Genomic DNA, 13,445 nt, shown 5'->3' on the forward strand with positions numbered 1-13,445 from the left:
TGGGGGGCTGCACAATATGAATCATCGAGAGGACATAGCCATGAAATTCCAACTACAAATCACGACACGCGATGTTCCCCATTCTGAAGCGCTGGAAAGCCATATCCGGCAAAAAGCGGAAAAGCTCGAGACGTTTTATTCGAATATCATTTCATGCCGCGTAGTAATCGAGGTTCCGCACAAACACAAACATCAAGGCCGCGCGTTCGATGTGCGTCTCGATATTACCGTGCCGGGCAAAGAGCTTGTGGTGACGCGAGAGGCAGATGAGGATGTGTATATTGCGCTGCGGGATGCATTTGGCGCCGCTAAACGCCAGCTTGAAGACTACGGCCGCCGCCAGCGGGGAGACATCAAGGCGCACGCGCCTGTGCTGCGCGGCAAAGTAGTGCGTCTGATAGCAGAGGAAGATTATGGTTTCATCGAGACGCCCGACGGGCAGGAACTATACTTTCATCGCGAAAACCTCGCTAACGTCAATTTTGATCAACTGGCGGCAGGCAGTGAGGTGCAGTTCCTGGAGGATATCGGCAGTGAGGGCTTTCAGGCGAAACGGGTGAGCACGGGTAAGCGCCATGCCGAAGAAGGCGAGGAAGAGGAAGAGTAAGAAATGACCGGCAAACTGTAAATCATGAATAACAATAGGGAATCCGGCCGCTTGCAGAATTATTCGAAAAGGTAAGGCGCTGACTTGAAAATGAGCTTGAAAATGAGCCGTTATCTGCGCGGACCGGGGTAGGGCGCGTGAAAGCCAAACTGGCTGCTGGAGACGCGCTGATTTTCGTGGACGTGCAGAACGATTTTCTTCCTGGCGGCAGCCTCGCCGTGCCTGCCGGGAACGAAATCATTCCGATACTCAATCGTTACATAGCGCTTTTTCATGCATATGGACTGGCTATTTTCGCCACCCGCGATTGGCATCCGCCGGACCACTGCTCCTTTATCGAACAGGGAGGGCGGTGGCCGCCTCACTGCATCGAAGCAAGCCCAGGCGCGGCATTTCCCGCCAGCCTTGAATTCCCCTGCGATATACACATCATTTCGAAGGCGACTACCAGAGAAAAGGACGCGTATTCAGGCTTTGCCGATACCCCCCTCAATGCTTTACTGAGGTCGTCCGGCATCGGGCGCGTATTTATCGGGGGGCTCGCTACGGAGTATTGTGTGCTCAATACCGTAAAAGATGCCCTGCAGCTTGGCTATGCGACCTTCATCCTCACGGACGCAGTTCGTGCGATCAATTCAAGCTCGGATGACGGCCAGCATGCGCTTGAAGAAATGGAGCATCTTGGCGCTGTTCCCATCCATTTTGAAGCGATTTCGGCGTGAATCCCCTTTCCAGTCCTCTTTTGACTGACCATTATCAGCTTATGATGTTGCAGAGCTACCTCGAGCAGCACATGGAGGAAACCGCGGTATTTGAGCTCTTCGTACGCAAGCTCCCCCCGGGGCGGAATTTCCTGGTTGCGGCCGGGCTGGAACAGGCGCTTTATTTTCTCGAAAACATAAGATTCTCGCCGGAAGAGCTGGCCTGGCTTGCTCCACGTTTTGCACCTTCTCTTATCGCCTACCTCGAGCAATTTCGTTTTAACGGCGATGTTCACGCCATGCCGGAAGGAAGCCTTTTTTTTCCGGATGAGCCTATCCTCCGGATTACCGCTACGCTGCCGCAAGCTCAGTTGGTCGAATCGCGCATCATGAATCTGATGCATTTCGAAACGTTGATCGCCTCCAAGGCAGCCCGCTCCGTGCTGGTTGCGCCGGACAAGTTGCTGGTGGATTTTGGCATGCGCCGTGCACACGGGGCGGAGGCGGCGCTGCTCGCCGCGCGGGCGAGCTATCTGGCAGGATTTTCCGGTACTGCCACGGTGTTAGCCGGGGCAGTGTATGGAATCCCGCTGTTTGGTACCCAGGCTCATTCCTACATTCAGGCACATGAGGACGAAGCAACCGCTTTCGAGCAATTTGCACGTTGCCATCCGGACAACGTGATTCTGTTGATCGATACCTATGACACGGAGGCCGCCGCAGCCAAGGTGGTTGCCCTGGCCCGCAAACTTCGAGCGTGTGGTATCCATGTCAAGGGTGTGCGGCTCGATAGCGGCGATCTTGCGGTCCATGCCCGGCAGGTGCGTGAAATACTGAACGAGGGCGGATTGGAAGAGGCGACCATTTTTGCCAGCGGAAATCTGGATGAATACCGGTTGCGCGCGCTGTTGTCTTCCGATACATCGCCCGGTGCGCCAATAGATGGTTTTGGTATAGGGACTGCGCTCGATGTGTCCAACGATGCGCCTTCGCTGGACTGCGCGTACAAGCTCCAGGAATATGCCGGTAAGGCGCGGCGCAAGCGCTCGGAAGGGAAGGCCACCTGGCCGGGCCGAAAGCAGGTTTATCGTAGATATAATAGCGCTGACGGCTCCATGGCGGGCGATATTGTCGCGCTGGCGGAAAATGATTCTCATGACGGAGAGCCGCTTATCATGCCCGTAATGCAGGCCGGCAGGCGTATTAACGAAAGTACCCCGCTGGATGAGATACGCCGGCGGACAATGGAGAACTATGCCCGCCTTCCGAAGCCAATGACGACTCTTGAGGTGGTTTCGGCTTACCCGGTGGAAATTTCCGTCTCGCTGCAAGCATTAGCGAGGCGGCTGGATAAGACTTCAGGCGGATCTGCCTGTGAAGGCCAGGCGTCATGATCTGACGAGTTCAGGCGCTACGCCCTGCGGGTGAGCTTTTAGCAATCGGGCCAATTTTTTCCATGCCTCCGACTCGGTTGCAGAACTATCGCCCTCATTGAAAAACTCTACCGCATGGAGCCGCTCCTGCGGCGATAGCACTTCCTGTTTTTCCTGCAATGATTCCAACACGGCGAGATTCGCTTCGGAGGCATCGTTTGAGTCGCTCTGCCGCTGAGTGATGCGCGCGCGCAAGGTGGCTTCGTCGGCCTGCAAAGACGCGATGGCAAACGGAGCCCCAAGCTCATGTGCGAGCTGGCGAAAATGCTCACGCTCATGTTGTTTGAGGAAGGCCGCGTCCACGACTACCGAAGCACCTTCAGTAAGCAGTTCCCGTACCAGTTCTTGGAGGCGTGCATAGGTGCGCCGTGTCGCGTCCGCGCCGTATATGTCGCCTGTATGCGAGCGGCTGTCCGCCAGCGGCGGCAATCCGAATAAACGCTTGCGCTCCACATCGGAGCGGATGCGTATTGCCTGGAACCGTTCGAGTGCTTCCTGTGCAAAGGTCGTCTTGCCCGACCCCGGCAAGCCATGGGTGATGATGAGTGCAGGGCAGCGCTTGGCGAGGCGCTTCGCAGCCAGAGCAAGAAAACTGCGACAGCTTGCTGATGCCTTCACTCTGGCGCTTTGGGACAGGCTTGCCTGCCCGGCGCGGATGGCATTGACCATAGCGCGCACTGCGGCACGGTAGTAGATATAGTAACGCAGCACGGATACGCCGCTATAATCCCCGGTGGCTTCCAGATAGGCATTCAAGAAACGGTAGGCTAGATCAGGCCGCTGGCAGTGCAACAAGTCCATCATGGTAAAGGCGACTTCACTCATCACATCGATCCAGCGCAGTGCCGGATCGAATTCGATGCCGTCGAAGGGAATGGGCTGTTGATCGATAAGTGCGATATTGCCGAGGTGCAGATCGCCATGACATTCGCGAATAAAGCCTTGTGCATGGCGCTGCTCGAATCGATCCATACATCTGGCATATTCAGCCTCGCCCGCCCGGCGCAAAGCGATCAAGCCAGCCTCGTCCTTGCTACCTTTCAGCAAAGCTTGTAATTGCTCGAAAATTTTCGATACCGTCGAATATATGACAGCGGCCGAACCGAATTCCGATCCCGCTTCGGCCGCAGGCAGGCCACTGTGAAAATGCGCGATTGTTGCGGCGAGACTATCCATGTCGCGTGGCAAGATTTTGCCACGCGACACCAGTTGATCCAATTGTTTGGAGGAAGCAAAGCGCCGCATCCGCACAGCATATTCTAAAGCTGGCAGCGCATTGAACTCAGGCGTTTTCGGCGTTCCTCCGATGGGGACAACATCGAGATATAGCTGCGGCGCGAGACGGCGGTTAAGTCGAATTTCTTCTTCACAGTAATAGCGGCGTAAGGCCAGGCTGGTAAAATTCACAAAACCCAGGTCGACTGGTTTTTTTATCTTATAGGCATATCTTCCCGCCAACAGCACCCACGAAATGTGAGTCTCGGTCAGTCGAACAGTCTTCGCGGCATGAGGATAACGGCGGGGGTCCAGCAAGGCGTTGACCAGGTTGCTTTGGACACGCTCATTGGTGGACAAAGCCTTGGAGGGCGGTTGCGGTTGTTTGAACGTATCGGTCATGATGCCATTTTCGGCTAAAAAAGAAACCAGACGATCCAGGCTATGCCAAGAGCCTATGCAGGGCTTGATCCCTTGAACTGCTCCGCGAAAATCACGAGAAATCGATCAAGTGCGTCTGTTGGCAGACGGTTGATGCCTGCCGCTGCCTTACGCCCCCCCCCTGTCTCAAACTTCATGCAAAGCGTGTCCGCGCCCTCTGGTTTTGCTATCGGCGCACGCACACTGACCGAATAATCCCCGCAGCGGGTTGGTGTAATTACCGCATGCGCGCGAGACGGGTCATCGTTGGCCAGTCTGTTTGCAAAGACGCCTGCCACGCGTCTTGCCCAAGGTGCATCGGGCAACAAATAAGCAGCGTAGCGGGCACCCTCCGACAATGGAAGCAACGTGCCTATCATGCCCATATCATTGCGAAATCCCGCGGCGAGCAGATTGAAGGCAGCTGACCCGTCAATAAAATCGAATGGATCAGGATACGGTTTCATTTCTTCATAAAGTTTGACCGGATGAAAATGCAAGTCATCCAGGCTATCGCCGTAGCCATTGTAATTCAGATATTTTCCCAGGCGTGCCAGCTGTTCTATTTGTGATTCGGCAAGTCCTGCCGACCTCGCAAGCACGAGCGCGCTTTGCCTGAGATTATCGCCAAAGGCGGCGACGACAGCCCAAAGGCGGTAACGCCCTTCCAGGGATCGATCGACTAGAATACTGGTGCATACATCCGCGGATACATCAATATGGGAAACCAGATTGATGTGGCGTGGTATTTCGCCGGCATAGTGATGATCGAAATACTCGACATGCACCGCCGCTTCCAATAACTGCATGAGCCGCGCACGGTTGCTATCCAGCGAAATGTCGAGTACGGTTACCTGGTCGCCGGCAACGGCCTGCACCCTGTCAAGCAGCTTGATATCGCGCTTGACTCCTGTTATCAATTCCGCTTTTACAGGATTCGCCAGCCGAAGCTGATGCAGTGCGCATAATCCGTCGGCGTCGCCATTGAATACATCGTAGTTCATATCATTTCTCGGAATGTGGGCGCTTTTTGATTTATCGATAGTACTCTCAGCTACACTCCTGACAGCGTGAAATTTTGATTAACCGTTCAGACGATCATTCACCATGAAAAATATCATATTAACCGCTATATTGTTATTCATGACTTCAATAGCGCAGGCTGAAGTGCAGGGTAAGGAGGTGACTTACAGTGCCAATGGCACGTTATTGAAGGGTTACATTGCTTACGACGACGCGATTCAGGGCAAGCGTCCCGGCGTGTTGGTAGTGCATGAATGGTGGGGGCTGGACAATTACGCGCGCAAGCGGGCGCGAATGCTGGCGCAATCAGGCTATACCGCGCTGGCGCTGGATATGTATGGCGAGGGCAAGCAGGCTCATCATCCGGATGACGCTGGCAAGTTCGCGGGTGAATTGGCGAAGAATCTGCCGCTGGCAAAAACACGTTTTGAAGCTGCAATGGAATACCTGCGGCAACAAAAAAACGTGGATGCGAAAAATATCGCCGCGCTGGGCTACTGTTTCGGCGGGAGCGTGGTGTTGCAGATGGCTCGCCTGGGCGAGGATTTGAAAGGCGTGGTCAGCTTCCATGGCAATCTGGCGACAGCGCATCCCGCGCAACCGGGTGAAGTCAAGGCACGGATCATTTCTTTTACCGGTACCGACGATCCCATGATTCCGGCGGAGCAAGTGGCGGCCTTCAGGCAGGAAATGGAAAAAGCGGGGGCAGATTACAAGGTGGTGACTTTCGCCGGCGCCAAGCACAGTTTCACCAACCCTGCTGCTGACGAGTACGGGCGCAAGTTCAACCTTCCGCTTGCTTATGATGCAAAGGCGGACAAGGCATCGTGGAGCGAAACTGAAAATTTTCTTGCCGGCATCTTCAAGCAGGAATGATATTCGACAGGGCGTGGCACGCGACTTTATCGCGAAATGCGAGGGTAAGTCGAGGCGGAGTTCACCGCACGATGCTGGGTGCGGCAACGGGTTCTCCAGTTCAGTTTTAGTAGAGACCCTTGCCGCTGCCACTCGTATTCGCCGCGCCATCCGGTTTTTTCGCGGGTTGGGCGATGCGGACGGTATCACCATCGGCAATACCGTCGGGCGGGCTTTCAATGACGTTATCGTCGGGAGCAAGGCCTGAACCCAGTTCGATGATCTTGCCGAGATCGCGCATGATAGTGACTGGCTTCAGCACAACCTTATTGTCTGGGCCGACGGTGGCAACACGCAGTCCTGCCCTGTCGAACATCAGGGCGCTGGCTGGCACGCTCAGCACCGCAACGTTGCCGGGCAGATCGAAACTTACGTTCGCGAACGCGCCTGGCAGCAATTCGCCTTTCTCGTTATCGACCAGGATCTGCATCAGTGTAGAGCCTGATGCAATATCGACCGCCTGAGCCGACGACGCCACCGTCGCAATATAGGTCTGCCCTGGACGTTCCGGCACCGTGATTTTTGCCTGGGTATCGGGGTGGATACTTGGTACATAGGTCTGCGGGACGTTGACATAGACTCGCAGTCTCCTCGTATTCGATATCTGGAAGAGTTCCTGGCCCGTGCCGCCGGTGCTGCCCGGGCCCATGCCGATACCATTGCCAGCGGCAGGGCCGATGCCACTGCCGCTACCCCCATTGATCAGCGCGCCGATATCGGTTCCGCGAGCGGTGATGATGCCATCGAACGGTGCGACGATACGTCCAAAATTCTTCAAGGTCTTCAAGCGGTGGACATTCGCCCGAGCGGATTCCGCCAGTGCCTGCTTGGTCCTGAAATCGCCATTTTTTTCGTCGACTGCCTGGTTCGATACATACCTGGAATCCAGCAGCGATTGCCAGCGTTTTGCCGTAATTTCAGCGAGTGCCGCGGTGGCCTCTGCGCTGGCGAGATCGGCTTTCGCCTGCAGCAACTGCTGGTCGAGGTCCGGGGTCTCGATCTCGGCAAGCAGTTGACCCGCCTTGACCGGTTTGCCGATGTCGACTTTCCAGCTCTTCAGATAGCCGCTGACGCGGGCATAAAGCGACGCGCTCGAAAAGGCCTCCAGACGACCGGGTAGATCGAGGGTCGCGACGTTGCCGCGCTTGCCGGGCTTGATGAGGGCAACGGTTGGGATCGCTTGGTCGTCGGTCCACTCGCGAAGCTGCTTGTCGTCGGATTTCCGCATGACGAGGCCGGTGATGACGATGATCGTAACGAAGATCGCTGCGACGATGACGGCGAGGCGGACCTTGCGGGGGGAAGCTTCCTCAACGGGCGTTTCAGGTGGCACGAAGTTCTCCAGCGGCGGGGCTTGGGGCGGATCCTTTGCCGTGCTTTTCATGTACGATACTGAAAACCACGGGAACGAAGATCAGTGTTGCGATAGTTGCGAAGATCAGGCCGCCAATGACCGCGCGCCCCAGCGGTGCATTCTGCTCGCCGCCCTCGCCCAGGCCCAGTGCCATCGGCACCATGCCGATGACCATCGCCAATGCCGTCATCAATACGGGCCGTGAACGCACGAACCCGGCGTCAAGCGCGGCTGCGGTCGCGTCACCGATCGCGTCGAGGCGCTCGCGCGCGAAGCTGATCATGAGCACGCTGTTTGAGGTTGCGACGCCCATGCACATGATTGCGCCGGTCAAAGCCGGCACCGAGATCGGTGTGAATGTCACGAATAGCATCCAGACGATGCCGGCAAGCGCGGCCGGCAAAGCGGTGATGATGACGAACGGATCTGTCCAGGACTGGAAGTTTACGACAATCAGCAGGTATATAAGCACAATTGCACCGAGCAAGCCAAACAGCAGGCCCGAGAACGCGCTTTCCATCGTGCGTACCTGACCGAGCAGTCTGACGGTCGATGCTTTCGGCACCTGACTCACGGTATCGTCAAGAATGCGGCGAAGTTCGACCGCGACCGCGCCGAGATCACGTCCCTGCGTAGTTGCAAAGATCTGCACCATAGGCTGGATGTCGTATTGGGTGACCAGCGCGTTGCCGCTGGTGCGCGTGAAATTGGCAAGCGCGCCGAGCACCTGTGGATTGCCGGCACTGCCGCCTACCGGCAGGTTGGCAAGCGCGGCGAGTGTATCGAGCCGGTACTGCGGCGTCTGTATTACGATTGGATACTGTACGCCATTCTGCGGATTCAGCCAGAAAGTCGGCGCCACCTGGCTGCTGCCCGCCAGGTTGGCGACCAGGGCGCTTGTAACATTCTGCATGGTGATGCCGACCTGCTGCGCGCGTGTGCGATCGACATCGATATCAAAAATCGGCCGGCTTCGCGACTGTTGAATGCGCACGTCGGCAATGCCACTGATCATACGCATCCTGTGCAGCAGCAAGTTGGCGTAATCGAAATTCGCATCCAGATCATTACCACGGATTTGTAGCTCGATCGGGGCTGGCGAACCAAAATTCAAAATTTGGCTGACGATGTCGGCCGGGGGAAATGAGAATGTTACACCGGGAAATTGGCGTGGAAGTTCCTCACGCAATTTACGCACATAGTCGGCAGTTGGCTGATGGCCTTCTTTCAGCGCGATCTGGATGTCGCCATCCTGGGTTCCCATCACTCCCGTATTGTTGTAGGTCAGGTTGATGCTGCTGGGCGGAAGCCCGATGTTGTCAACCAGGACGCCGATCTCGTGCGGTGGAATGATTTTCTGGATTGCTTTCCGGATCTCCGCGAACTGGTTCGCGCTCTCTTCCACGCGTGTGCCCACCTGCGTGCGCGCATGCATCAGGATCTGGCCGCTATCGACTGCAGGAAAGAAATTGCGGCCGAGGAATGGCAGCAGCAAAAATGAGGCGAGTACGAACGCAAGAAAACCGATAACGAATACGCGCCGATGGGCGAGCGCAAGCTTCAGGTATTCCCGATAGCTCGCGCGCAGGCGCTCGAATCCGGCTTCGAAGCGGCGTTGGAAACGCACCAGGGAATTATGCGACGGTTTTTCCCCCTCATCGCGCGGCGCATGCGGATGCAGCAGGTACTTCGACATCGTCGGCACCAGCGTACGCGACAGGATGAACGACCATGCTATCGCAAAAATGACCGCCAACGCCATGGGTACGAACAGGAAGCGTGCGACGCCTTCAAGGAGGAACATCGGGATGAAAACGATAGAGATGCACAGTAGCGCAACAAATGCCGGGGTCGCGATTTGCGTTGCACCATCCATGATCGCGGTCTCGACATCCTTACCCTCCTCAAGATGCAGGTTGATGCTCTCGATTGTTACTGTGGCATCATCGACGAGGATGCCGACCGCGAGCGCGAGGCCGCCCAGCGTCATGATATTGAGTGTTTCGCCGAGTGCCGCGAGACAGATGATCGAACCGAGAACCGACAGCGGAATCGACACCGCAACAATCAGGGTCGAGCGCCAGCTGCCGAGAAATAGCAATATCATGATACTTGTCAGCACCGCTGCAATGGTTCCCTCTAACGCAACGCCCTTGATTGCTGCTCGCACGAACAACGATTGGTCGTTAAGTGGCTCGACCTCGAGATTTTCCGGTAGAGATGGTTTGATCTCAGCAAGCTTGGCCTTGATGCCGGCGACGATAGAGAGGGTAGAAGTCACGCCATTCTTCAGAACCGACATCACCACCGAGCGCGCGCCGTCAACGTGTACGATATTGGTCTGCGGCGCATTGCCATCACGCACATTGGCTACATCCCGAATATAAACCGTTGCGCCGTTGACAGTCTTGATCGGCAGGTCGCCCAGGTCATCCACCAAGGTTGCCGTATTGTTCAACTGCAACGTATATTCGAATAAGTCTATTTTCTGCGTACCGATCGGGGTGATCAGATTCTGTGTGGCAAGTGCATTGCCCAGGTCTTGCGCGGACAACCCGCGCGCCTGAAGCGCTGAGGGATCCATGTCAATCTGTATCTGCCGCGTCTTGCCGCCGTATGGATAGGGAATCGCGGCGCCCGGCACGGTGACCAGGCGTGTGCGAACCGTGTTAAGGGCGAGATCGGACAGCGACTGCTCCGACATGCCTTTTCCAGATAACGCGAGCTGCAGGATCGGCACTGTCGAGGCATTGTAGTTGAGGATCAGCGGTGGCATCGTACCTAGCGGCATCTGCCTCACGACGGTCTGAGCGATGGCCGTGACCTGGGCATTGGCCGTCGCTATATCCACGCCCGGCTGAAAGAATATCTTGATGACGCCTGAGCCTACATATGAGTTCGCTTCGATGTGCTCGATGTCGTTGACGGTGGTTGTCAACGAGCGCTGGAACAGGGTGGTAATGCGCCCGGCCATCTCATCCGGCGGCAGGCCGGTGTATTGCCACACCACCGCAATTACCGGAATGCGGATATCCGGGAAGATGTCGGTTGGCGTGCGAAGGGCTACCAGCGGACCGATAATCAGGAGAAGGATCGCTAGTACAATGAAGGTATACGGGCGCCGCAAGGCAACGCGGACGATCTCAATCATGCGACATAGCGAAATGAAATTGGGTGTGGCACGTCAAATATGCGCTTTTGCCAACGAACTCTGAATGAACCCTCAAGTTTGCCAGCAAGGGCGCGACGGTGGCAATGGCATAAGCAATACTAATGCGAAAATGCGAGCGGCAGATTCCCGTGATTGGAAGCCCGTCAAAGCGGGCGCCCGGAACTGCTGAATACGACGAGGCAAAATGCGCTGCTTACTGCTTATCGCCGCGTTACTTTCATGGGCATCATTGTAGAGCAGGTATCAATCATAACAGCCGCTACGGCCTGGGGCGCCTCGTTTGGCCGTCGCTACCGCTTGATTGGGAAATGATAGGTTACTCATAATAAATAGATGGTTTCAGTTCAAGAGTATAACCAGTTTTTCAGGGTTAGGCATGCAAGGTCGGCCGAGTTGCTAACGCCGGACATGAGGCCTGCAGCAGCGCATAGCGGCGTGGCTATCATTAATCGCATTTAGCTATCGATAAAATAGGTTATCCACAGTGAACGGTAGAAAAAACTCTATTTCATCCGCAAGAATTGTCAAAAGATAATGTTTAAGAACACAGTAAAAGGTAGACCCGAAAGTACGCGGGTTCAATGAACAGTAACGGGGTAAGCTCGACCTGAAAAAGAAAAGGGTTCGTAACACTGCGGGGAGGTGCGACGAACCCAAAATGTAAAGGAAGGTAATACGTTAAAACCGACTACGGGATTACTTGCGCCTACGGATAAAACACAATTACAGATACTCTTGTTACACCGTGGCAGTTTTCAGCGTCAAGAAGAATATCTGTCGACAGGATAATCCATTTTTACCACTATAGGAATGTGACAAATTGTCGCGCGACAATTTGTCGCAGGTACTTTGAGAGGTCGTGACTCGGGAAAAAGATGGCAAGCTTTTATTCCTGCGCGAGCCGGTACCCTTAAATATTGGAGATAACGATACACCCGTCATTACCGTAATGGCCCGGGTCTTGGAATAGCCGGACGTTTAAGGCGAGTTTCAGAGCCGGCAAAATGGTGAAAACACTTTTGTTCTCGTAGACCGGGGTTCCAAGCCAAAATCTGATGAATTTTGCATCCTTCACCCACTGGTTCGCAGTCACCAGAGTTGACGGCTTGTACCCGGCGTAAACGAATCCGAATGCGCGCTTGGGCAGGTTTGCAGCAACCTCTTGATGCGGTTCTGTCCGAAGTGAGCAAGGCTCTAAAAGACGAACAGCCACAGGTAGACGAGTCCACTGGCCATTAATAGAACGGGTAGAGAGAACGCGTGAAACATCAGCCATGCTCTTCCATCATGGGCCATGCGAAGTGCAATGATATTGGCAAGTGAACCCAATATAAAGCCAAAGCCGCCAACATTCACGGCATAAGCTATCAGCCTCCAGTCATCCGAATACTCGGCCAGCAGAATCGCGGTTGGCACATTGCTGATGAGCTGTGAAATGATGATGCCTGCGAAATAAATTCGCTGAGGATCGCTTAGCCCTATCTGCTCGATAGCTGAGTTGACTATTGGATCTCGCGCGATCAATCGCATATCAACAAACATGAGTATGAATACCAGAATTAGTGTCCAATCGACCCGCGCGAGCACTTGGCGCTGGATAACCAGGAAGATTACAAGCACCAGGACTATCGCTGCTTCTGCCTGATGCGAGTCAATACATACCAGAAATGGAAGATACAATGCCAGAGACAGATACAGCAGCCTCTTATTCAGCGGGAGCAGATCGGTGTCGTCTCTGCTGACGATGCTGCGGCCGGTGAATGTAAAGAAGGTAAGGAGAAGGAGGAGACCAAGCAAAATCAAGGCGAGCGGCAGCATCGCCCCAGTGTATTCATAAAACGACAACTGCGAGAGTTGCGAGAGAAACAGATTCTGTGGATTTCCAATGGGCGTAAGCGCGGACCCCGCATTTACTGCAAGTGCCTCAAAGACGATAAGTCGCGTTACCGGTACGGTACTCACTGTCCGCAGGCCTACGGTCAGCGGAACGACAATGAAGAGCGCGACATCGTTGGTTAGCAAGGTCGACAGCATGGCTGCTATCAGCACAAGAAGGATAGCCACGGCCCGATCGGTAGGCATCCGCAAGATCAGGCGCTTGCCAAGATGATGCAGGTAGCCCGAGAGCTCTACCCCCTTGGTGAGTACCAGCAGGCCGGTCAGTGCGGCGATGGTCGGCCAATCCACCAGCGTGGGGTAGGTGGTGAGTTGCCCGGGTTCCGCTACGGTCAGCAAGACAAGAAGCCCAAGAAGTACCCATAAAAAATAATCCTTGAGGAGCGCTTGCAGCGGTGAGGGGATGGAGATAGCTTTTTCGTCCACTTTTGTCTGTTCTTTTTTAAAGATAAGCGTGAGGCATGCGCCCTCCCGCTGGTTGTCCCTTCTCGTGTATAGAAAGCGGTCCTGCTGAAGGACAGGCGATTTACCGAAATACCGGGGCCTGGATTTCTGTTTTTCGTGATCAGTACGGCCTGGGTTGAACAGGATCATCACATATTGGCTTGTCCAAGTTTCCGGATTGGCTTGATTCGGCTTTGCTGCGGCGGGAGCCTTGAGATTGAACTTTTCCTTTCGGTGAACTTCAATTGCCTCTAAAGCGGGCACA

The 13,445-nt window shown here is 55.1% G+C and carries 10 protein-coding genes; 5 read left to right on the top strand and 5 right to left on the bottom strand.

Features of this window, described 5'->3' with window-relative positions; all coding sequences use genetic code 11:
- Positions 1 to 40 precede the first annotated feature (40 nt).
- The 3 genes from hpf to BUA28_RS09795 all read left to right on the top strand — a co-directional run bounded on the left by hpf (position 41) and on the right by BUA28_RS09795 (position 2,702).
- Positions 41 to 607, top strand: a complete 567-nt coding sequence (gene hpf, locus BUA28_RS09785) for a ribosome hibernation-promoting factor, HPF/YfiA family (RefSeq protein ID WP_072767927.1) — start codon at positions 41 to 43, stop codon at positions 605 to 607.
- Positions 608 to 744: 137 nt separating this feature from the next.
- Complete coding sequence (locus BUA28_RS09790) at positions 745 to 1,329, top strand: isochorismatase family protein (RefSeq protein ID WP_072767928.1); 585 nt, start codon at positions 745 to 747, stop codon at positions 1,327 to 1,329.
- Positions 1,326 to 2,702, top strand: coding sequence for a nicotinate phosphoribosyltransferase (locus BUA28_RS09795; protein WP_072767929.1), 1,377 nt, complete (start codon positions 1,326 to 1,328; stop codon positions 2,700 to 2,702). Before BUA28_RS09790 ends, BUA28_RS09795 begins: the two co-directional genes overlap by 4 nt.
- On the opposite strand, the gene BUA28_RS09800 is transcribed toward BUA28_RS09795, so the two are convergent.
- Both BUA28_RS09800 and BUA28_RS09805 read right to left on the bottom strand, forming a co-directional pair.
- On the bottom strand, positions 2,697 to 4,358 hold the full coding sequence (locus tag BUA28_RS09800; RefSeq protein WP_083569954.1) for a bifunctional aminoglycoside phosphotransferase/ATP-binding protein: 1,662 nt from the start codon (positions 4,356 to 4,358) through the stop codon (positions 2,697 to 2,699). The genes BUA28_RS09795 and BUA28_RS09800 overlap by 6 nt on opposite strands.
- A 53-nt stretch (positions 4,359 to 4,411) precedes the next feature.
- Positions 4,412 to 5,380 (bottom strand): acetyltransferase, encoded by a 969-nt coding sequence (locus tag BUA28_RS09805; protein ID WP_072767930.1) that lies wholly within the window; start codon positions 5,378 to 5,380, stop codon positions 4,412 to 4,414.
- A 103-nt stretch (positions 5,381 to 5,483) separates the two neighbouring features.
- On the opposite strand from BUA28_RS09805, the gene BUA28_RS09810 reads away from it, so the two are divergent.
- Entirely contained in the window at positions 5,484 to 6,275 is a 792-nt protein-coding gene (locus BUA28_RS09810) for a dienelactone hydrolase family protein (protein ID WP_072767931.1), read from the top strand.
- A 106-nt stretch (positions 6,276 to 6,381) separates the two neighbouring features.
- Here BUA28_RS09810 and BUA28_RS09815 read toward each other — a convergent pair whose 3' ends face one another.
- Both BUA28_RS09815 and BUA28_RS09820 read right to left on the bottom strand, forming a co-directional pair.
- Complete coding sequence (locus BUA28_RS09815; RefSeq protein ID WP_083569955.1) at positions 6,382 to 7,698, bottom strand: efflux RND transporter periplasmic adaptor subunit; 1,317 nt, start codon at positions 7,696 to 7,698, stop codon at positions 6,382 to 6,384.
- Entirely contained in the window at positions 7,637 to 10,819 is a 3,183-nt protein-coding gene (locus BUA28_RS09820) for an efflux RND transporter permease subunit (protein ID WP_072767933.1), read from the bottom strand. Before BUA28_RS09820 ends, BUA28_RS09815 begins: the two co-directional genes overlap by 62 nt.
- 153 nt (positions 10,820 to 10,972) lie before the next feature.
- On the opposite strand from BUA28_RS09820, the gene BUA28_RS09825 reads away from it, so the two are divergent.
- The gene (locus tag BUA28_RS09825; RefSeq protein WP_072767934.1) at positions 10,973 to 11,152 is read left to right on the top strand and encodes a hypothetical protein; all 180 of its coding nucleotides are present in this window, start codon (positions 10,973 to 10,975) and stop codon (positions 11,150 to 11,152) included.
- An 882-nt stretch (positions 11,153 to 12,034) separates the two neighbouring features.
- Here BUA28_RS09825 and BUA28_RS09830 read toward each other — a convergent pair.
- A complete protein-coding gene (locus BUA28_RS09830) occupies positions 12,035 to 13,444 on the bottom strand; it encodes an SLC13 family permease (RefSeq protein WP_256598293.1) in 1,410 nt (469 codons plus the stop codon).
- Position 13,445 lies beyond the last annotated feature (1 nt).

It is taken from the genome of Nitrosospira sp. Nsp11, from assembly GCF_900142705.1.
In the GTDB taxonomy this organism is placed as follows: domain Bacteria; phylum Pseudomonadota; class Gammaproteobacteria; order Burkholderiales; family Nitrosomonadaceae; genus Nitrosospira.

Coding starts and splice junctions, on each gene's coding strand:
- hpf (WP_072767927.1), top strand. CDS start 41: ATGAAATTCCAACTACAAATCACGACACGCGATGTTCCCCATTCTGAA.
- BUA28_RS09820 (WP_072767933.1), bottom strand. CDS start 10,819: ATGATTGAGATCGTCCGCGTTGCCTTGCGGCGCCCGTATACCTTCATT.
- BUA28_RS09810 (WP_072767931.1), top strand. CDS start 5,484: ATGAAAAATATCATATTAACCGCTATATTGTTATTCATGACTTCAATA.
- BUA28_RS09805 (WP_072767930.1), bottom strand. CDS start 5,380: ATGAACTACGATGTATTCAATGGCGACGCCGACGGATTATGCGCACTG.
- BUA28_RS09815 (WP_083569955.1), bottom strand. CDS start 7,698: ATGAAAAGCACGGCAAAGGATCCGCCCCAAGCCCCGCCGCTGGAGAAC.
- BUA28_RS09800 (WP_083569954.1), bottom strand. CDS start 4,358: ATGACCGATACGTTCAAACAACCGCAACCGCCCTCCAAGGCTTTGTCC.